The organism is Erythrobacter colymbi (assembly GCF_002155685.1).
Taxonomy (GTDB): Bacteria; Pseudomonadota; Alphaproteobacteria; order Sphingomonadales; family Sphingomonadaceae; genus Erythrobacter; species Erythrobacter colymbi.
This window is the reverse complement of record NZ_MUYK01000004.1, coordinates 188,030-207,647: the sequence shown is the minus strand read 5'-3', so window position 1 is coordinate 207,647 and position 19,618 is coordinate 188,030. Positions and strand designations below refer to the sequence as shown.

General features: G+C 68.2%; 20 protein-coding genes. 12 read left to right on the top strand and 8 right to left on the bottom strand.

Going from position 1 to position 19,618, the window contains the following annotated elements; genetic code table 11:
- Positions 1 to 9: 9 nt before the first annotated feature.
- The 3 genes from BZF57_RS10600 to BZF57_RS10590 all read left to right on the top strand — a co-directional run bounded on the left by BZF57_RS10600 (position 10) and on the right by BZF57_RS10590 (position 1,861).
- On the top strand, positions 10 to 462 hold the full coding sequence (locus BZF57_RS10600; RefSeq protein ID WP_086737558.1) for a disulfide bond formation protein B: 453 nt from the start codon (positions 10 to 12) through the stop codon (positions 460 to 462).
- A gap of 22 nt (positions 463 to 484) precedes the next feature.
- Positions 485 to 1,006, top strand: coding sequence for a demethoxyubiquinone hydroxylase family protein (locus BZF57_RS10595; RefSeq protein ID WP_086737556.1), 522 nt, complete (start codon positions 485 to 487; stop codon positions 1,004 to 1,006).
- A gap of 288 nt (positions 1,007 to 1,294) precedes the next feature.
- On the top strand, positions 1,295 to 1,861 hold the full coding sequence (locus BZF57_RS10590) for a hypothetical protein (RefSeq protein ID WP_086737553.1): 567 nt from the start codon (positions 1,295 to 1,297) through the stop codon (positions 1,859 to 1,861).
- A 10-nt stretch (positions 1,862 to 1,871) separates the two neighbouring features.
- Here the strand turns inward: BZF57_RS10590 and BZF57_RS10585 are convergent, their stop codons facing one another.
- The 4 genes from BZF57_RS10585 to BZF57_RS10570 are packed head-to-tail and all read right to left on the bottom strand — an operon-like array spanning position 1,872 to position 5,631.
- Positions 1,872 to 2,885, bottom strand: a complete 1,014-nt coding sequence (locus BZF57_RS10585) for an NAD-dependent epimerase/dehydratase family protein (RefSeq protein ID WP_086737551.1) — start codon at positions 2,883 to 2,885, stop codon at positions 1,872 to 1,874.
- Positions 2,886 to 2,897: 12 nt separating this feature from the next.
- Positions 2,898 to 3,704, bottom strand: coding sequence for an enoyl-ACP reductase FabI (gene fabI, locus BZF57_RS10580; protein WP_086737549.1), 807 nt, complete (start codon positions 3,702 to 3,704; stop codon positions 2,898 to 2,900).
- Positions 3,705 to 3,710: 6 nt separating this feature from the next.
- Positions 3,711 to 4,619 carry a YihY/virulence factor BrkB family protein gene (locus BZF57_RS10575; RefSeq protein WP_086737547.1) on the bottom strand — a complete coding sequence of 303 codons (909 nt, stop codon included), beginning with the start codon at positions 4,617 to 4,619 and terminating at the stop codon, positions 3,711 to 3,713.
- 28 nt (positions 4,620 to 4,647) lie between these two features.
- Positions 4,648 to 5,631 (bottom strand): DnaJ C-terminal domain-containing protein, encoded by a 984-nt coding sequence (locus BZF57_RS10570; protein ID WP_086737545.1) that lies wholly within the window; start codon positions 5,629 to 5,631, stop codon positions 4,648 to 4,650.
- A 140-nt stretch (positions 5,632 to 5,771) separates the two neighbouring features.
- Here BZF57_RS10570 and pdxH point away from each other — a divergent pair, with 140 nt between their 5' ends.
- Together pdxH and BZF57_RS10560 are read left to right on the top strand one after the other, a co-directional pair.
- Positions 5,772 to 6,428 (top strand): pyridoxamine 5'-phosphate oxidase, encoded by a 657-nt coding sequence (gene pdxH, locus BZF57_RS10565; protein WP_086737543.1) that lies wholly within the window; start codon positions 5,772 to 5,774, stop codon positions 6,426 to 6,428.
- A gap of 8 nt (positions 6,429 to 6,436) precedes the next feature.
- A complete protein-coding gene (locus tag BZF57_RS10560; RefSeq protein WP_169712960.1) occupies positions 6,437 to 7,252 on the top strand; it encodes a PhzF family phenazine biosynthesis protein in 816 nt (271 codons plus the stop codon).
- On the opposite strand, the gene BZF57_RS10555 is transcribed toward BZF57_RS10560, so the two are convergent.
- The gene (locus BZF57_RS10555) at positions 7,237 to 8,376 is read right to left on the bottom strand and encodes a serine hydrolase domain-containing protein (RefSeq protein WP_086737540.1); all 1,140 of its coding nucleotides are present in this window, start codon (positions 8,374 to 8,376) and stop codon (positions 7,237 to 7,239) included. The two genes, BZF57_RS10560 and BZF57_RS10555, sit on opposite strands and share 16 nt — an antisense overlap.
- Before the next feature lie 35 nt (positions 8,377 to 8,411).
- Here BZF57_RS10555 and BZF57_RS10550 point away from each other — a divergent pair, with 35 nt between their 5' ends.
- Positions 8,412 to 8,765: a hypothetical protein gene (locus BZF57_RS10550; RefSeq protein ID WP_086737538.1), complete on the top strand. Its 354-nt coding sequence runs from the start codon at positions 8,412 to 8,414 to the stop codon at positions 8,763 to 8,765.
- A gap of 134 nt (positions 8,766 to 8,899) precedes the next feature.
- Here BZF57_RS10550 and mnmA read toward each other — a convergent pair whose 3' ends face one another.
- Positions 8,900 to 10,069 carry a tRNA 2-thiouridine(34) synthase MnmA gene (mnmA, locus tag BZF57_RS10545; protein ID WP_086737536.1) on the bottom strand — a complete coding sequence of 390 codons (1,170 nt, stop codon included), beginning with the start codon at positions 10,067 to 10,069 and terminating at the stop codon, positions 8,900 to 8,902.
- A 147-nt stretch (positions 10,070 to 10,216) separates the two neighbouring features.
- Here mnmA and BZF57_RS10540 point away from each other — a divergent pair, with 147 nt between their 5' ends.
- From BZF57_RS10540 to BZF57_RS10515, 6 genes are all read left to right on the top strand, one after another.
- Positions 10,217 to 10,633, top strand: a complete 417-nt coding sequence (locus tag BZF57_RS10540; protein WP_086737534.1) for a hypothetical protein — start codon at positions 10,217 to 10,219, stop codon at positions 10,631 to 10,633.
- Positions 10,630 to 10,929: a CtrA inhibitor SciP gene (gene sciP, locus BZF57_RS10535; protein ID WP_086737532.1), complete on the top strand. Its 300-nt coding sequence runs from the start codon at positions 10,630 to 10,632 to the stop codon at positions 10,927 to 10,929. Before BZF57_RS10540 ends, sciP begins: the two co-directional genes overlap by 4 nt.
- 131 nt (positions 10,930 to 11,060) lie before the next feature.
- Positions 11,061 to 11,333 carry a GlsB/YeaQ/YmgE family stress response membrane protein gene (locus tag BZF57_RS10530; RefSeq protein WP_169712959.1) on the top strand — a complete coding sequence of 91 codons (273 nt, stop codon included), beginning with the start codon at positions 11,061 to 11,063 and terminating at the stop codon, positions 11,331 to 11,333.
- Positions 11,334 to 11,513: 180 nt separating this feature from the next.
- The gene (locus tag BZF57_RS10525) at positions 11,514 to 12,704 is read left to right on the top strand and encodes an efflux RND transporter periplasmic adaptor subunit (protein WP_169712958.1); all 1,191 of its coding nucleotides are present in this window, start codon (positions 11,514 to 11,516) and stop codon (positions 12,702 to 12,704) included.
- Positions 12,705 to 12,782: 78 nt separating this feature from the next.
- Positions 12,783 to 16,316, top strand: coding sequence for an efflux RND transporter permease subunit (locus BZF57_RS10520; protein WP_086737528.1), 3,534 nt, complete (start codon positions 12,783 to 12,785; stop codon positions 16,314 to 16,316).
- A 59-nt stretch (positions 16,317 to 16,375) separates the two neighbouring features.
- Complete coding sequence (locus BZF57_RS10515; RefSeq protein WP_086737526.1) at positions 16,376 to 17,668, top strand: DUF445 domain-containing protein; 1,293 nt, start codon at positions 16,376 to 16,378, stop codon at positions 17,666 to 17,668.
- An 8-nt stretch (positions 17,669 to 17,676) separates the two neighbouring features.
- Here the strand turns inward: BZF57_RS10515 and BZF57_RS10510 are convergent, their stop codons facing one another.
- Both BZF57_RS10510 and BZF57_RS10505 read right to left on the bottom strand, forming a co-directional pair.
- Positions 17,677 to 18,588 (bottom strand): energy transducer TonB, encoded by a 912-nt coding sequence (locus tag BZF57_RS10510; protein ID WP_086737524.1) that lies wholly within the window; start codon positions 18,586 to 18,588, stop codon positions 17,677 to 17,679.
- An 82-nt stretch (positions 18,589 to 18,670) separates the two neighbouring features.
- Positions 18,671 to 19,549, bottom strand: coding sequence for an energy transducer TonB (locus tag BZF57_RS10505; RefSeq protein ID WP_162290991.1), 879 nt, complete (start codon positions 19,547 to 19,549; stop codon positions 18,671 to 18,673).
- Between the last annotated feature and the right edge of the window lie 69 nt (positions 19,550 to 19,618).

The following is a 19,618-nucleotide window of genomic DNA, read 5'->3' as shown; positions in this document are numbered from 1 at the left end:
GGGGCCACGATGGACAATCCGGTTAAGGCCCGCGCGCTCGCCGTGCTGGTGCCGGCCGCGCTGCTGGGCGGGGCCTATGTGTCGCAATATGTGTACGGCCTGTTCCCCTGCGAGATGTGCTGGTGGCAGCGCTACCCCCACTTCGCCGCGTTGGCGCTGGCGCTGGTGTCCTTCGTCGCCAAGCCCGCACGGGTCTGGGTGGCGCTGGCGGGCCTTGCAGTGCTCACTTCGGGGCTGATCGGGGGCTTCCACGCGGGCGTCGAATACGGCTGGTGGGAGGGGATCACCGCCTGTTCCAAGCCGGGCGCGGGGGTCGATATCCTCGATTTCAACGCCGCGCCGCTGATCCGCTGCGATGTCGCGCCGTGGACGCTGTGGGGCATCAGCCTCGCGGGCTTCAATTTCCTGATTTCGACCGTCTCGGGTGCGGCCATTGTGGCGCTCGCCGCGTATCGGAAGTAGGGGATACGCAAAGGAGCCGATGATGGACCGCAAAGACCTCCACCGCATGATCCGCGTCGACCAGGCCGGGGAATTCGGCGCGACCCGCATCTATGAAGGCCAGCTCGCCGTGATGGGTGACCGCGGGCCGCATTCGGCCGAGATCCGCCACATGGCCGCGCAGGAGGCCGAGCATCGCAAGAAGTTCGATGCCCTGCTGGCGAAGCGCGGGGTGCGGCCGACCGCGCTCCATCCGTTCTGGTCGGCGGCGGGCTATGCGCTCGGTGCAGGCACCGCGCTGCTCGGGCCGGAAGCGGCGATGGCCTGCACCGCCGCGGTCGAGACCGAGATCGACAAGCATTACAGCGAACAGCTCGACAAGCTGCTCGAAACCGGCGCCGACCCCGAACTCGCCGCGATGATCGAGGAATTCCGCGAGGAAGAGCGCGAACACCGCGACGCCGCCTTCGCCAACGGCGCCGAACGCGCACCTGCCTATCCGCTGCTGGCGGGTGCGATCCGGCTGGGGTGCAAGATCGCGATCAAGGTGAGCGAGCGCCTTTGATTGGCGACCCCGCCTCCGCGGGGTCGTCCTCGGTGCTGTTTCGATCCCTGCGGGATCGAGCACCTGCGGCTCGCGCCGTGCGCTCGCGGACGCTCCGCGTCCGAACCAGCGCTTCCCGGGTCTGTGGGCCCCGCCGCCCGAAACCCGCGCTTTCCCGAAATCACCGCGCCGTGGCCGCTTGCCCCGCCTTCACCCACGGTTCAGCCCTCCGCCACTAGACAAGCGGGGCGGCTCGGGGGCATTGCTGTCGGGACGCCACAAGCGCACCGACAGAGGATCACCCGCGCCATGAAGCTCTTGCTCGCTCCCGCCGCCACTCTCGCCGCCGTCATGGCCGCCGCGAGCCCCGCCGCCGCGCAGAGCGCCAGCGAGAAGATCAACATGGTCATCGCCTACGACGCCTCCGAATGCCCCGTCGCCAAGCCGGGCGAGCTGGTGGTGTGCGAAATTCTGGTCGAGGCCGATCGCTACCGCATTCCCACCAACCTGCGTTACAGCGACAACCCCGCCAACAAGTCGCGCGCGTTGCAGGTCGACGAGATCAAGTATGTCGGTGATTTTGGCGCGATGAGCTGCTCGCCGGCGGGCGCGGGCGGGTTCACCGGCTGCAACCAGAAGTTCATCGAGGCGGCCTACAAGGACAAGTCGGAAGCCGATGCCGTGCGCTTCGGCCAGCTGATCGAGAAGGCGCGTCAGGAGCGCCTCTCCACCATCGACGCCGAAGCCGCCGCCGAGCAGGAGCGCGTCGAGATGATCGAGCGCGAATACATGCAGCGGCTCGAGCGCGAACGCGATGGCGATGTTCCGGGCGAAACCCCGCCGCCTCCGCCGCCGAGCGACAAGCAGCCGGGCTGAGGCCCACTCCTTACACCCGGTAGTAGTCCCGATACCACGCGACGAAGCGCGCGACGCCCTCGCGGAAGGGGGTTTGCGGGGCGTAGCCGGTCAGCGTCTTGAGCAGTGAGGCATCGGCCCAGGTCGCTGGCACGTCGCCCATCTGCATCGGCATGAAGTTCTTCACCGCCGCGCGCCCGCATTCCTCCTCGATCGCGGTGATGAAATCCATCAGCCGCACCTTGTCGCCATTGCCGATATTGACCACCCGGAACGGCGCGGCGGGCGAGAGGCTGTCGCCTGCGGGAATGTCCTCGGGCGCCTCGGGCCGCACCGGCACGGCATCGATCAGCAGGCGGATGCCGCGCACCAGATCGGTGACGTAAGTGAAATCGCGGTACATCTCGCCATCGTTGTAGATGTCGATCGGAGTGCCTTCGAGGATCCCGCGGGTGAACTTGAACAGCGCCATGTCCGGCCGGCCCCACGGCCCGTAGACCGTGAAGAAGCGGAACATCGTCACCGGCAGGTTCCAGAGGTGGGCGTAGGAATGCGCCATCGCCTCGTTCGCCTTCTTTGTGGCGGCGTAGAGGGTGAGCGGCGTGTCGACCTTCATCCCTTCGTGGAACGGCATCGCGGTCTCGGCCCCGTAGACCGACGAGGTCGATGCCATCAGCAGGTGCTGGACGCCCAGCTCGCGCGCGCATTCCATGACATTGAAGGTGCCGGTGACGTTCGCGTCGATATAGGCGCGCGGGTTCTCCAGCGAGTAACGCACCCCCGCCTGCGCGGCGAGGTGGACGATCACATCGGGTTTTTCCGCCAGCGCGAGCGCATGAAGAGTTTCGAAGTCCTCGAGCATACCCTCGGTACAGGAAAAATGCGGGTGCTGGAGCAGCATCTGGTGCCGCCGCTGCTTGATGCGCACGTCGTAATAATCGGTCATCCCGTCATAGCCGACGACGCGGAAGCCCTCCTCCAGCAACAGCTGCGAGAGGTGGAAACCGATGAAGCCGGCCGTGCCGGTGACGAGAACGGTGCGCATGGGGCCTCGCGGTCAGGTCAGCGCGATGTCGGGCGCGTCTTCCTGCTTCATGCCGACAACGTGATAGCCCGCGTCGACATGGTGCGTCTCGCCGGTGACGCCCGAGGACAGGTCGCTGAGCAGGTAGAGGCCCGCCCCGCCGACATCCTCGATCGTGACGTTGCGGCGCAGGGGCGAGTTGTATTCGTTCCACTTGAGGATGTAGCGGAAGTCGCCAATCCCGCTCGCCGCGAGCGTCTTGATCGGCCCGGCGCTGATCGCGTTGACGCGGATGCCGCGCGGGCCGAGGTCGTTGGCGAGATACTTCACGCTGGTTTCCAGCGCCGCCTTGGCGACCCCCATGACGTTGTAATGCGGCACGACCTTCTCGGCGCCGTAATAGCTCAGCGTCAGTATCGCGCCGCCGCTTTCGGGCATCATCGCCGCCGCGCGCTGGCTGATCGCGACCAGCGAATAGGCCGAGATGTTCATGGTGTTGAGGAAGTTCTCGAGCGTGGTGTCGACATAGTGGCCGCGCAGCTCGTTCTTGTCGGAATAGCCGATCGCGTGGACCACGAAGTCGAGGCTGTCCCAGCGCTCCTTGAGGGTCGCGAAGGCGGCATCGAGCGATTCCATCTTCGCCACGTCGCATTCGAAGGTGAAATCGCTGCCCAGTTCGGCGGCGAGCGGGATCACGCGCTTGGCCAGCGCCTCGCCCTGATAGGAGAAGGCGAGCTCGGCCCCCTGCTCGGCGAGCTTCTTGGCGATGCCCCAGGCGAGCGACTTGTCATTGGCGAGCCCCATGATCAGGCCGCGCTTTCCTGCCATCAAACCGTTCATAACCGGCTACTCCTTGGATTGCTCCGCCTGCCGCATCGATTCCAGCGCCAAGGCCGCATTGAGTTGCGCGCCAATAACGAGGCCGAGGCCGACGAGCCAGAAAAACAGCAACGTCACGATGCTTCCCGCAAGGCTGCCATAGGTGACGTCATACGAGAAGGCGTTGCGCAGCACCACCGGGAGCGCCGCGGAGACCACCAGCCACCAGCCGGCGGTGAACACCGCGCCGGGCCATTTGGGGTAGCGCTTGCCGCGGAAACTGACCGGGGTGAGGGTGAGGAACAGCACCCACAGCGACAGCGCCAGGCCCAGCCCTGGCACGATCCGCGAGAGACTGAGGGTGCCGACCCATTCGCCCAGCTGCGGCACCGCGGCGAGGATCACCTCCTGCGCGCCGCCGATCAGCACCTGCGCGAACAGCGACAGCATCAGCGTCACCACCGCCGCGAGGATCAGCCCCGCCGAGACCAGCCGGGTTTTCCAGAACGCGCTCTGGCTCTTGGTGCCATAGGCGCGGCGCAGGATGTCGCGGATCGTCTCGATCAGGCTCGACACGGTCCACAGTGCGACGAGCCCGCCCGCCCACAGCAGCCAGCCCTGCCGCGATGTGATGACCGTCTCGGCCACCGGCACGATCACCTTGGAGACCGAACTCGGCATGGCGCGGGAAACGGCGAAGATCATCTCCTGCGCATTGTCGCGCCCGCCGATGATGTCGAACAGCGCCGCGCCGAGGATGAAGAAGGGGAAGATCGCCACCATCGCGAGGTAGGCGAGGTTGCCGGCGTGGATGAAGCCGTCGTTGAAGGTGCTCACCGCGACGCGGCGGATCACCGCCCAGGCGTGCGCATCGCGGGCGGCAAGGGGGGTCTGGGGCTCGGCCGGAGCGGGGATCGCTGGATCGCTGGCATTCATCGGTCAGCCCTCCGGCCGGCGTCCGGCATCAGAGACCGAACTTCTCCCGCGGGCGGGCCGGGTCGATCCAGCCTTCGAGCCGCTCTTCAAGCTTGGCGAGGTCGGCGGGCAGCTGGATCTCGATCGTCACCAGCTGGTCGCCGCGCTCGACCTTGCCGTCCACCGTCTTGCCGTTCTTCTTGGTCCAGCCCTTGCCGGCAAGCCGCATGACGGTGCCGCCGGAGGTGCCGGGCTTCACGGTCAGCATCACCGCGCCATCGACCGTGGGGCACTTCACCTTGGCGCCGCGCACCGCCTCGTCGAGGGTGACCGGCAGGTCCATGCGGATATTGTCGCCCTCGCGCCGGAAGAAGGGGTGGCCGCCGACTTCGACCATCACGATCCCGTCGCCCGGGCCGCCGGTGCCGGGGTGGCCCTTTTCCTTGAGGCGCATCATCGTCCCGTCCTCGACCCCCGGGGGGAGCTTGAGGTTGATCGCCTTGCCGTCAGCCAGGGTAATGCGCTGGTCGCGCCCCGCGGCGGCCTCGACGAAGGGGACCGCGAGCCGGTACTGGATGTCCGCGCCGCGCTTGGGCGGGGGCGGCGGGGGCTGGCGACCGAAGCCGCGGCGGGGCTGCGGGCCGTTCTTGCGGCCGCCGAACAGGCCCTCGAACAGATCGCCGAGATCGACCTCGTCCGCGCCGAAACCGCCAAAATCCGCGCCCGGCGCGCCGCCCGGGCCTGCACCATAGGTGCCGCCGCGCCCGAAGCCGCCCGGACGCCCGCCCATGCCGCCGAAGGGGTTGGTGGGATTGCCGTCCGCGTCGATCTCGCCCCGGTCATACTGCGCGCGCTTGGACTTGTCCGACAGCAGATCATAGGCGCGCGTCACCTCGGAGAATTTCTCCGCGGCGTTGGGCTTGTCCTTGTTGCGATCGGGGTGCAGCTCCTTGGCGAGCTTGCGATAGGCGCTCTTGATGTCGGCCTCGGAGGCCGTGCGGGGTATCCCGAGAGTGGCGTAGAGATCGCGCATGGTGAGTTAGCTAGGTGAGACAGTCGCCTTGCGCAAGCGCCGACCTTGCGGGCCATATATCCAAAGTTAACCACTTGCGCCTTTCGCGGCGCGGCGCGCGTATCTATGAGCCAAGCCCTGATCATCCAAGGATTCTCCCGATGTCCGATCCCGTTCCCCTCGACGATGCCCAGCTGGCCGACAGCGTTCTGCCCGCCGGGGCCGATCCCTTCGTGCTGTTCGAGGAGTGGTTCGCCGCCGCGCAGGTGGGCGAGCAGAACGATCCCAACGCGATGGCGCTCGCCACCGCGACGCCGGAGGGCGCGCCCTCGGTGCGGATGGTGCTGCTGAAGGGCCACGGCAAAGGGGAGATCGCCGGCGGCGGGTTCACCTTCTTCACCAATGCCGAGAGCCGGAAAGGCGGGCAGATCCGCGCCAACATGCAGGCCGCGCTGCTGTTCCACTGGAAGAGCCTGCGCCGCCAGATCCGCATCGAGGGCCCGCTGACCGAGGTCAGCCCCGAGCGCGCCGACGCCTATTTCCACTCGCGCCCCTACAAGAGCCAGGTCGGCAGCGCGGCCAGCGACCAGTCGCGCCCCCTGCCCGAGCGGCAGACCTACCTGACCCGCGTGCAGGAAATCTGGGCCGCGCACGAGGCCGAGGGGAAGGTGCCGCGGCCGCCGCACTGGACCGGCTTCACGCTCTCGCCGCGCCGGATCGAGTTCTGGATCGACCGCGACAATCGCCTGCACGACCGCCGCGAGTTCCTCCGCGAAAGCGCGGATGGCCCGTGGTCCGACACGCTCCTTTATCCCTGAGGCCCATCATGCAGACGATCCCCTACTGGCACGTCGACGCCTTCGCCGCGCGCCCCTTCGGCGGGAACCAGGCGGCAGTGATGGTGCTCGACGAATGGCTCCCCGATGATGTGCTGGTGAAGATCGGGGGCGAGAACAACTTCGCCGAAACCGCCTTCGTGGTGCGCGATGCCACAGGCGAGGCGGATTGGGAGCTGCGCTGGTGCACCCCCACCTATGAAATCGCGCTGTGCGGCCACGCGACGCTGGCGAGCGGGCATATTCTGCTCCAGCGCGACGGGGGCGAGCGGGTGACGTTCCGCACGCGCAAGGCGGGCATTCTCGAGGTGCGGCGCGACGGGGCGGGCTATGAGGTTGGCCTCCCTGCACTGCGGACCGCGCCCGGATCGAGCGATGTCGCCGCGCCGCTGATGGGCGGCAATCCGATCGCGATCTACCGCCCGCAGGGAGCGGAGATCCGCTACCATATCTTCCTCTACGCGACCGAGGCCGAGGTGCGCGCGCTCGATCCGCAGATCCGGGCCCTGGGCGCGCTCGGCAACGACCAGTTCATCGCCACCGCCCCGGGCGGTCCGGGCTCGGGCTATGACTGCGTCAGCCGGGTGTTCGTGCCGGGCGGCGGGGTCGACGAGGACTCGGTCACCGGCTCGGCTCACTCGCTGCTGACCCCGTTCTGGGTCGAGCGGCTGGGCCGCAACAATCTGCGCGCCCACCAGGCAAGCCAGCGCGGCGGCGATCTGGCGCTGCGGCTCGAGGGAGACCGCGCATGGCTCGGCGGGCCCTGCGTGACGGTGGTGGAAGGGACGTTCTACCTTACCGGATAAAGCTCCAGCACATCCGCCGCCTGCTGGAGCATCGCCTTGCGCTCCGGCGCGTCGGAGTGGCCGAGGCGCACCAGCGTCACCCGCTGACTGGGCGAGACCATCACATATTGGCCCATGTGCCCGATCAGGCTGAACATCGAATGCGGCGCGCGGTCGGGGAAGAGCGGGCTCTCGGCGTCCTTGCCTACCGGGCGGTTGAGCCAGATCTGGAAGCCGTATTGGGGGCTGACGGGGGAGGGCGTCACCATCGCCTCGACCCAGCGCTGGGGCACGAGCTGCTCGCCCCCGGGAGCCGCACCCTTGCGGCGCAGGAATTCGCCGAACTTCGCCCAGTCGCGCGCGGTGGCATGCATCAGGCTCCCGCCGATGAGCGTGCCCGAGGCGTCGAATTCGGGCACCATGCTGGTCATGCCGAGCGGGGCGAACAGGCGCTGGTGGAGATAGTCCGCCACCGCCTTGCGCCGCGCCTCGGGCTTGTCGCTGGTGGTCAGAGCGCGGGCGGCGATATCGGCGAGGATGACGCTGGTGTTGGAGGAGTATTCCCACAGCTTGCCGGGCTCGGCCTCGAGCGGCTGCTCCTCGGCCCACTTGGCCATGTTGTCGCGCCCGTCGAGGAACAACATCCTGACTTCGCTCGATTCATAGGGCGGATCGCCCGCCTCGGTGTGCCTGAGGCCGCTTCGCATCTGGAGCAGGTGGCGGAGCGTGATCTCGCCGCGCGGGTCGCCGGGGCGCTGCCACTGGGGGACGGGGGCGGGGGCATCGAGCGCGAGGAGGCCGTCCGAGACCAGCATCCCGATCAGCACGCCGGTCACGGTCTTGGCCATCGACCAGCTGATGAAGCGGGTGTCCTTGGTGTAGCCCGGGCCATAGCGCTCGGCGGCGATCTTGCCGTTTGCCATCACCACCACAGCGCGGGTTTCGCCGAGGCCGGGCTTGGTGAAAAGATCGTCGATCTGGCGGGCGAGCTGGTCCTTCGGCGCGCCGGCGTTGTTGGTCACGGCGGCCTTGGCCGCCTCGGTCAGCGGGGGATCGCCTACAGGCGCACCGTCGCAGCTTGCGAGCAGCAGCAGGACTGGCGCGAGGCAAATCGCGCGGTTAAGGACGGCGGCATCGAGGGTCATCGCGCCCTCATTCCCCGAAGCACGAAGGCTTGGCAATGGCGAATTCACCCGCACCTGCACGCACCGGACCGCGCAAGCGCTGGGGGCTGTGGGCGCTGGCGATCATCGCGCTGGCGGTGGGGGGAACGGCGCTGGCTTTCCGCAGCGAAATCAACGGCTACGGCAGCATCGCCTCGGCCTATTCGGCGCGCGTGGGCTGCTCGTGCCGCTATGTCGCGGGCCGCAGCCTCGAGGATTGTGCCAAGGACAAGCTCGCCGGAATGGAGCTGGTGACGCTGGTCGATGATGACGAGACCAGGAGCGTCACCGCCCGCTTCCCGCTGGTCGCCAGCGCCACTGCGACATACCGCGAGGGCTATGGCTGCGTGCTGGAGCCGTGGGAGGGGTGACCACGCCCCGACGGCGATGTTTCACGTGAAACAGCGCTGGCAAGCGCCGGCGAGTGGGGGGCTGACGGGGGTCTGGACCGCGCTGACAGGGGTCTGACGGCCTGCGAGCGCCGTTGAAGTGGCCGCAACGCGGACTAGGCGCTGACCTTCTCGGTCGAATCGATCCATCCGCCGCCGACCACGCGGTCCCCGGCATAGATCACCGCCGCCTGCCCGGGGGCGACGCCGAATTCGGGATCGGCGAAGCGGATCGTCACCGCCGCGCCGTCGCCCAGAGCGCCTTCCAGCACCACCGGCACGGGCCGCGCCAGGCTCCGGACCTTCGCGGTCAGGGGTTCGTCCGGCAGCGGGCCGATGCGGTTGGTCTCGGTCACCCGCGCGGCGCTGACCGCCAGCATCCGCTTCGGACCGACCCGCACCTCCTTCGAGGGCGCATCGAGGCCTATCACATAGAGCGGCTCCGGCTGGCCGCCGATTTCGAGGCCCTTCCTCTGTCCGACGGTAAAATGGACGATGCCCTTGTGGGCGCCCAGCACCGCGCCGGTCGCGGCGTGAACGATGTTGCCCGGCGCCGCGCCCTCGGGCCGCACCTTGGTAACGATCTTGGCGTAATTGCCATCGGGCACGAAGCAGATGTCCTGCGAATCGGGCTTGGCCGCGTTCCGCAAGCCCGCCGCCTCGGCGAGGGCGCGCACCTGCGGCTTGGGCATCCCGCCCAGCGGAAAGCGCAGATATTCGAGCTGCGCCTCGGTGGTGCCATAAAGGAAGTAGGACTGGTCGCGCGCCGCATCGAAGGCGCGGTGGAGCTCGACCCCGGCCTCGCCCATGACCCGGCGGACATAATGCCCCGTCGCAAGGCAATCCGCACCCAGCTCGCGCGCCATGCGGAACAGGTCGGTGAACTTGGGCCCCATATTGCAGCGGATGCAGGGGACGGGGGTGCGCCCGGCGAGATACTCGTCGGCGAACTGTTCGACCACCTCTTCGCGGAAGGCGCTTTCATGGTCGAAGACATAATGCGCTATGCCCAGCCGGTCGGCCACGGCGCGCGCGTCGCGGATGTCGTCGCCCGCGCAGCACGCGCCCTTGCGCCCGGTCGCCGCGCCGTAATCGTAAAGCTGGAGCGTGATGCCGATCACCTCGGCCCCACTGGCATGGGCGAGGGCGGCAACCACCGAGGAATCGACCCCGCCGCTCATGGCCACGACGATGCGGCACGCCGAGGCCGCACGCGGCAGATCGAACAGCGCGGCGGCATCTTCCGGGGCCATCAGGCCGGTGTCGAGGAGAGCGGGGGCGGTCATGGAGCGTGCGCGCATATAGCGATGCTTTGCCTGCCTCGCCAGTGGGGGCCGCGCGCCTCCCGCCTTGCCCGCCACGACCGGACTATTCCTAAGCGTGGGTAAATTGCGGCTTTACCGGATTTTGACGCACTCCCGGTATCAGGGGGAATGATGTTCGAGAAAGCGAAGCCTTTCCCCCTGCGTTCCGACGCTTCTTCCCGCGGTTTTGCGACCGATGGCGGCGCGGAGCGATTCGCGCCCCGTCCCGCGCGCCGCGCCGGTGAGGCGCTGCGGGCGATGGAATGGAGCGAACTGACCGCCCGGCTCAACGCCGCGCGGGATTTCCGGCTGCTGCTGCGCACCGAATCGCAGGCCCCGATCGAAGCGGTCGCGGCGAGCTTCGGCGATGCCGCGGCAAGTTACTTCGCTCTTCTCGATGATGGCGAACCTGAAATTAACCCTGATGCTTTAGGGCAATCTAAAGGTCAGGGTGCCAAGGTTGCCAACAGTGATGCAAACCGCCCTGACGTTGCGCAAGGAACCCGATCCGACGCACCCCGCGGCGTTGCGAGAGACACGAAATGATTGAGAACCAGGACATCCGCCCCGCACAGGTAATCGGCCCGCTCGGCGAGCCGCTGACCCTTGCCGACCTGCCTTCTCCCGACACGAAGCGCTGGGTGGTGCGGCGCAAGGCCGAGGTCGTGGCTGCCGTCAACGGCGGTCTGCTGACGCTCGACGAGGCGCTGGCCCGCTATGGCCTCACGCTCGAGGAGTTCGCCTCGTGGCAGCGTGCGGTCGACCGGTCGGGGATGCACGGCCTGCAGGTCACCAAGATCCAGCACTACCGCGATCTTTACGAGCGCCAGCTGAAGTACTGAGCTTTCCGCTCGGTTCATCGCGCTGACGGCCCGCTCCGCCCGCAAGGCGTTGCGGGCCGTCGCCGATTCGCGCCACCGTGCCGGCGAAGGCGCGCCGCATCGGCGTGCCGCAAGGCAGGAGTGATCGGGGGATGCTGGGATTCATCTGGTTCATCATCATGGGCGGCGCGATCGGCTGGCTCGCGAGCGTGATGATGCGGCGCGACGCCTCGATGGGGACGATCGCCAACATCATCGTCGGCATCCTCGGCTCGTTCATCGGCAACGGCTTGCTCGCCTTCGTGTTCGGCGGGGGCAGCATCGGCGCCTGGCCGCCGGACTTTTCGGGCCTGCTCGGCGGGCTGCTCGGCGCGGTGATCCTGCTCGGCATCGTCAATCTGGCCCAGCGCGGCCGGGTGCGCTGAGGGCCCGCCCGCCATTTCCTTCGCCGCCTTTCGTCTAGGCGGGAAGTCACCGGTCGATGCACGGATTGCGGGAAAATGCCCGACAATCTATCAGGCGTTGCACTTGGTGACTTATACGAATAATACACTCTCGGGTCGACGAGCGCGCTGCGCGCCGCCGGTCCGTGCGAGGGAATGGCGATGAATTACGAAACCACGATCAGAGCCGAAGCTGCCGACGGCGTCGGCACCGAACTGACCGGCGCCCGCGGGCTGGCCGCGCCGGCGATCCCGCGCTGGCTGCTGATCGGCGGCGGCGGGCTGTTCGTGATCCTGCTCGCCATCGCCGCGTGGTTCGCGCTGGCGGGCAAGGAGCCCGTCGCGGTCACCGACGACAATTCGCAGGCCCCCTCGGTCACCGTGGTTTCCCCGGGCAAGACGATGGTCTCCGGCGTGATCGAGGCCCCCGGCACGATCGCCGCGCGCCGCCCCATGCCGGTCGGCGTGGTCGGTGAAGGCGGGCAGGTGCTGCGCGTCACCGTGGATGCGGGCGACTGGGTGCAGCAGGGTCAGGTGCTGGCGGTGATCGACCGTTCGGTGCAGGTCCAGCAGGCCGAGGCGCAGGCCGCGCAGATCCAGGTTGCCAAGGCCGATGCCAACCTCGCCCAGGCGAACCTCGACCGTGCGCTGCAACTGGTGGCGCGCGGCTTCGTGTCGAAGGCCGATGTCGACCGCCTGACCGCGACCCGCGACGCCGCCGTCGCCCGCGTCAAGGTGGCGCAGGCGCAGCTCGGCGAACAGCGCGCGCGCAACCAGCGGCTCAACATCATCGCGCCCGCCACCGGCTACGTGCTGACCCGCGCGGTCGAGCCCGGGCAGACGGTCGGCGCGGGCAGCCCGGCGCTGTTCACCATCGCCAGCGGCGGCGAGATGGAAATGCTGGCGCGGCTTTCGGAAGAACAGCTCGCCAAGCTTTCGGTCGGCACCGTGGCGACCATCGTGCCGACCGGTTCGGAGCAGAGCTTCCAGGGACAGGTGTGGCAGATCGCTCCGGTGATCGACCAGACCACGCGGCAGGGCACGGCGCGCATCGCGCTCAGCTTCGCGCCCGGCCTGCGTCCCGGCGGCTTTGCCACGGCGCGGATCAACAGCGGCAGTTTCAGCGCCACCGTGCTCCCCGAAAGCGCGGTGCTGGCCGATGCCAAGGGCAGCTTCGTCTATGTCGTGGGCCCGGACAAGAAAGCCACCCGCCGCGCGGTGAAGACCGGCGCGGTGACCGAGCAGGGCATCGCCATCACCGAAGGCCTCAATGGCACGGAGAAGGTGGTGCTGCGCGCCGGCGGGTTCCTCAACCCGGGCGAGACCGTCAACCCGCAACCCTTGAAGAAGTAAGGCGTTCATCCCTGCCGCGCCGCGCGGCGTAGCTGGCAGGGGAGACGCCGCGACCGGCGCACAACAGGCAGGACAATCATGGCACTTCGCGACATCTCGGCCTGGTCGATCCGCAACCCGGTGATCCCGCTGGTGTTCTTCACCGGCCTGCTGGTCGCCGGGATCGTCTCGTTCATGCGCATGGACGTGACGAACAACCCGGATGTCGAATTCCCGGCGGTGATCGTCAACATCGCCCAGCCCGGTGCCTCGCCGACCGAGATCGAGAACCAGATCACCCAGCGCGTCGAAAGCGCGCTGCGTTCGATCAGCGGAGTGGAGTCGCTCCAGTCGACCGCGCGCGAGGGCAATTCGCAGACCTTCGTCGAGTTCGAGATCGGCACCAACATCATCGAGGCGGTGAACGAGGTCGAGACCGCGATCGACGGCGTGCGCGGGAGCCTGCCCGACGGCATCCTCGAGCCGCAGGTGCGCAAGGTCAACGTGGTGGGCGAGCCGATCGGCTACGTCGCGGTCGAGGCCGACGACATGACCGTCGAACAGCTCAGCTGGTTCATCGACGACACGGTCGCCAAGCGGCTTCTGAAGGTGCCCGGCATGGCCGAGGTCAGCCGCTTCGGCGGGGTCGACCGGCAGATCGAGGTGATCCTCGATCCGGCGCGGATGCAGTCCTTCGGGGTGACCGCCTCGCAGATCAACGCGGTCCTGCGCCAGAGCAACCTCAACGCCGCGGGCGGTCTTGCCGAAATCGGCGGGACGCGCCAGTCGCTGCGCGTGCTCGGCAACTCCGACACCGCCTTCCAGCTCTCGCAGACCCAGATCCAGCTCGGCGGCGGGCGCACCGTGCGCCTGGCCGACATCGCCACGGTCAAGGACGGCTATTCCGAGCGCACCTCGATCAGCGAAGTGGGCGGCAAGGAAGTCGTCAACTTCGCCATGAGCCGCGCGCGGGGGGCTTCGGACCTCACGGTCTATGACGCGGCGCTCGAGGAGATGGACAAGATCGAGGCCGAGAACCCCGGCATCAAGTTCATCAAGCTCTCCACCAACACCACCTACACCCGCAGCCAGTACAAGTCCTCGATGTGGGCGCTGGTCGAAGGCGCGGTGCTCGCGGTGGTCGTGGTGTTCATCTTCCTGCGCGACTGGCGCGCGACCGCGATTTCCGCGGTGGCGATCCCGCTCTCGGCGATCCCGACCTTCTGGTTCATGGACCTGCTCGGGTTCAACCTGAACTTCCTCTCGCTGCTCGCCCTCGCACTGGTGGCGGGCGTGCTGGTCGATGATGCGATCGTGGAGATCGAGAACATCGTGCGCCACATGCGCATGGGCAAGACCGCCTATCAGGCCTCGATCGACGCCGCGGACGAGATCGGCCTGCCGGTGGTGGCGACCAGCTTCTGCATCGTCGCGGTGTTCCTCCCCGTGGGCCTGATGCCGGGCATCGCGGGCCAGTTCTTCAAGAACTTCGGGATTACCGTGGTGGTCGCGGTGCTGATGTCGCTCGCCGTCGCGCGCATGATCACGCCGCTGATGGCGGCCTATTTCCTCAAGGCGAAGGGCCATGCCGAGCACGGCGGCGGCCCGATGCTCGACCGTTACATGAACGTCCTCGCCTGGACGCTCGACACCGGCCGCATGGCCGCGCGCCGCGCCGGGATCACCAGCCCGCGCAACCGCGCGATCTATGTGCTCGGCCTGCTGCTGACCATCATCCTGCTGCTGGCGATCTCGCTGGTGAGCATGTTCGCGCTCGCCAATGGCGCTTTCAGCGGCGGCGCGTGGAAGGGCCTGCTCGGGCTCGAGGTGCACAAGGCCATCGCCACCGCGGTTTCGGCCGACAGCAACACCACGCTGCACATGCTCGTCGCCAAGGTGTTCGAAGTGGCGCTGGTGCTGTTCATCTCGATCGCTTCCTTCATGTCGGCCTTCCTTCTGTTCAAGGCGATCGAGGCACCTGCCTCGGGCGACAGCGGCTTTGCCCGCGGGGTGCGCTGGATGACCGCGCGCTTCTACGACCACCGCGTGTGGATGGTCGCGATCGGCTGGTTCTCGCTGCTGATCACGATCGTGCTGTTCGGGCAGGTGCCCGGCCAGTTCCAGCCGACCATCGACGACGAGAACAGCGAAGTCGCGATCGAGCTCGTTCCCGGCACCACGCTGGCGGACACCAAGCGTGTCGTGAACAGCGTCGCCGACCGGCTGCGGCAGGAGCCCGAGGTCGAGCGGATGCTCGAACGCATCCGGCTGGGCGATGCCTCGTCGATCTTCGTCAAGCTCAAGGATGACCGCGCGCGCACCTCGGTCGAGTTCGAGCGCGAGCTCGCCCCCGTGCTTGCCGCCTTCCCCGATGCCCGCGTGCGCTTCAAGTCGCAGTCCGGCGGCTTCGGTTCGGGCCGCGACATGACCGTGATGCTCGCGGGCAGCGATCCGGTGCTGCTGGAGAAGACCGCGGCCGAGCTGGTCGAGGAGATGAAGGGCCTCAAGACCCTCGTCGCCCCGCGCATCAGCGCCGACCTCAACCGGCCCGAGATCATCATTACCCCGCGCAGCAAGATCGCCGCCGAACTGGGCGTGACCACCGCCGCCCTGTCGCAGACGATCCGCATCGCCACGCTGGGCGAGATCGAACAGAACGCCGCGCGCTTCTCGCTCTCGGACCGCCAGATCCCGATCGTGGTGCGCCTGTCGCAGGAATCGCGCACCGATTTCCGCACCATCGAGAACCTGCCGGTGCAGCTGACGGGCGGGGGCACGGTTCCCCTGAGCCGGGTTGCCGACATCACCTTCGGCTCCGGCCCGACCGCGATCCAGCGCTACAACCAGAACCGCCGCGTGCTGGTTGGCGCGGACCTTGCCGCAGGCGTGCTCAAGGGCGAGGCGCAGGCGCAGATCGATGCCCTGCCGGTGCTCAAGAACCTCCCCGTCGGCGTGATCCGCGACGTGGTGGGCGAGGAGCAGTGGCAGGCCGAACTGATCCAGAACCTGATCATCGCGATCATCGCCGGCGTGCTGCTGGTGTTTGCGGTGCTGGTGCTGCTCTACAAGCGCTTGATGAGCCCGCTGGTCAACATGACCTCGCTCGCGCTCGCGCCGCTCGGGGGCATTCTGCTGATCTGGCTGATCGGCGCGCCGCAATCCATGCCGGTCTATATCGGCGTGCTGCTGCTGCTCGGCATCGTCTCGAAGAACTCGATCCTGCTGATCGACTTCGCGATCGAGGAGATGAACAAGGGCGTGGGCAAGCTCGATGCGATCATGGATGCGGGCCACAAGCGCGCGCAGCCGATCGTGATGACCACCGTCGCGATGAGCGCGGGGATGGTGCCGGTGGCGCTGTCGCTTTCGGGCGACGGGGCGTGGCGCCAGCCGATGGGCATCGTGGTGATGGGCGGGCTGGTGCTCTCGACCCTGCTGACGCTGCTGATCGTGCCGGCGGGCTTCAGCCTCGCCGACGGGGTCGAGAAGCGCGTCGGGCCGTGGATGCGCAGCCGTCTGCTGACCTACAAGCCGGGCGACGACAAGCGCCCGGTCAGCGGTGCGAACGAGCCCGATCTGCCCTTCCCGGGCCTCGCCAAGCTGCCGCCCGCAGGACACGAACCGGCCGAGTGACCGTCCGCCCGGCCCGAAACGGGGTGACGGACGGGCCGGAAGCGGTCTAGGGTTCTGACATGGCGACGCGTTCTCTGAGGCCTCTCACCTTCGGCGGCCAGCCGCTGACCGTGGACCGTGCCAAGCGGATGCGCTGGACGGCGACCGGGATGCTGGCCGCGATGGCGGTGCTGTTCATCGCCACCCACGGTCTTGCCACCACCGGTCATCCCGCCTGGGGCTACATCCACGCCTTCGCCGAAGCGGCGATGGTGGGCGGCCTTGCCGACTGGTTCGCGGTGACCGCGCTGTTCCGCCACCCCCTCGGCCTGCCGATCCCGCACACCGCGATCATCCCCGAGAACAAGGACCGCATCGCCGATACGATGGCGGCCTTCCTGCGCGAGAACTTCCTCACCCCCGCGGTCGTCGCGCGGCGCATGGCGGGGATGAACATCGCCAAGGCGGCGGGCGAGTTTCTCGCCGCCTCTCCGGAGCGCGGAGGCGTGGACGATCGCTCGCGCATCACCTCGGGTGCGGCCGAGATGCTCGCCGAGGTGCTCGAAAGCCTCGATCCCGACCGGCTCGGCAATCAGGTGCGCAGCGGCCTTGCCGGCCAGCTCGCCAAGCTCGACATCGCCCCGCTCGCCGGCCGGATGATCGAGACCACGATGGCCGACAAGCGCCACCAGCCGCTGATCGACGGCTTCGTGCGCTGGGCGGGCCTCACCATCGAGGACAACGAGGATACCCTGCGCGAGATCATCCACCAGCGCGTCGCGGGCGTGCTGCGCTGGGCGGGGATCGACAGGACCATCTCCTCCAGCGTGCTCGACGGGCTCTACAAGCTGCTCGCCGAGGTGCTGGTGAACCCCGACCACCCCTTGCGCGGCAAGATCGAGGAGGGGCTGGCCAAGCTCGGGCAGGACCTGCAGCACGATCCCGACACCCGCGCCAAGGTCGAGGAGATGAAGCGCGACCTGATCGCCAATCCCGCCGTCGCGGTGTGGTGGACGGGGGTGTGGGAACGCATCCGCCAGTCGCTGATCCGCCGCGCGCGCGATCCCGAGAGCGGGATGGGCGAGGAAATGCGCAACATGCTCGCCGAACTCGGCCAGGCGCTTCAGGCGGACGAGCGCCTGCAGCACCAGATCAACCGCTTCGCCCGCCGAACGATGGTGGGCGTTGCCACCCGCTACGGCGACCAGATCGTCCGGCTGGTGTCCGAGACGGTCAAGCGCTGGGACGCGCGCACCATCACCGACCGGGTCGAGGGTGCGGTGGGCCGCGACCTCCAGTTCATCCGCATCAACGGCACGCTGGTGGGCGGGCTCGTGGGCATGACGCTGCACTTCATCACGACGGTGCTCTAGCGCGCGCCTCAGGGCGTGGTGTAGGTCACCGTTGTGGCATAGAACGAGCGCATCGGCTGGCCCGCCGCATCGCGCGCCGGATCGAACTTCGCGATGCGGATCACCTCGCGGCAGCGCGGATCGAGATCGTTGACCTTGGTCAGCGCCTCGATCTGGCAGTCCGAGATCGTCCCGTCGGCCTCGATGATCAGGCGGAAGCTGAAGACTCCGCTCTCGCGGTTCACCGCCGCATCGCGGGGGTAGTTCTTCTGCAGATGGATCGCGAGTTCCATCGCGTTGCGGAACACCGGCTCCACATAGGCGCGGTGCTGCGCGGGATCGAGCCCCCACTGGGTCAGCAGATCATCGGTGCAGGTGTTGAGCGCGGCGAACACCGATTTGAGCGCGCCGGTCTCGAAGCGGATCCCCGGCTTGCCCTTGCCCAGATCGAGCGCGATGCGGTTGGCCGTGGCGGCGGTGGCCGGATCGATCCCGGCGCTGCGCGGCACCGGCGGCGCGTCCGCGGGCGGGCGAGGCTCGAGTGATACTCCGGTGAAGATCAGCGCGGCGCCATACTCGGGCATCTTGGCCGACATGACCGAACCCTCGACCACCGCCGGCCCGCTGTCCGAAAGCGCCAGCGACAGCTCCTTCGCGCCCAGGGTGCGGCTGATCTCGGGGCCGGCGAGCTTGAGGCCGAAGGTCCGCCCCGGCGCGCTCTGCGAGATGCTGACGAGGTAGCGCTTGCCGTCGGCCTCGAAGGCGCGCTGCATCAGGCAGTCGGACACGCCATAGTCGATGTTCCACTTCCCGGCCGGAACGATGCGCACCGGCTCGGGCGGGGCCTGCTCCTCGGCATGGAGCGGGAGCCCCGCCCCAATCAGCGCGACAGCCGCGAGGGCATGGGCGCAGGCGGCAGGGCGTGGCAGGATTGTCGGCATGGGCAGGTCTCCGTCGCGCCAGCGTGACGGATATTCGCCCGAGAATAAAGCCTTTTACGCTCCCGCGCTGCGACGGGCCCGCCTAGGGCCGCCGTGTTTCTTTCTCGTATTCGGTGGCGAAGAAGTTCACCCGCGTCGTCCAGAACGAGGCGACTGCGCGGCCCTCGGCATCGCGCGCGGGGGTGTATCGCGCCTTGGTAAGCGCTTCGCAGGTCGCCGCGTCGAGATCGGACCAGGGCGAAACGGCAACGACCTTGCACGCGGTCGCGGTCCCCTTCTCGTCGACCAGCGCCACCACTTCGAGCGGGCCGCTGCGAAGCCCGCGTGCTGCACCGCGCGGGTAGGCTTCCCGCATTTCCTTGGTGAGCTTCGCGGGCTCGGCAGGCTGCGCGGCTTGCTGCAAGCCATATTGCTGCGCGGGATCGAGGCCCCAGCTGCGCAGGATCTGCGCGGTGCATCCGTTGAGCGCCTCGGCGGCATCGGTCAGCGATCCGGTGGCGAAGGCGACGCTCCTCCCGCCCTGCGAGACCGCGATCCGCTCCACGAACTGCGCCGCGCCGGTATCGATGCGGCTGCGATTGCTACCCTCGGCATCGACCCCGTCGGCCAGCCACACCCCGTTGAGCACGGCGACGTGGCCGAACCGGTTGTTAGGCTCGATCCGCGCCTGCTTGTCGAACCCGTCATCGCTCGCGGCGAGGGTGACGCGCAGCGGCGCGCCCTCGTCGAGGCCGGCGAGCGAGGGGCCCGCCAGCGCAATCCCGACCGCGCGGCCCGGGGCGTTCTGTTCGAGGATCAGGAGATGCGGCTGGCCGCCCGCCTCGAAGGCGCGTTGCATCCGGCAGATGCCCCCTTCGAAGGAGGCTTCCCACGGCCCTGCGGGCATGGCGACGGTCTCCGGCGCGGCGAGGGCAGGGGTGGCGGCGAGGGTGGCAAACAGGGCAATAAGGGTGCGACGCATGAAAAAACCTCCGACAGTCATGCCAGACTGCCGGAGGTTCTTTTCAAGATAAAGACCTTTGCGATGAAC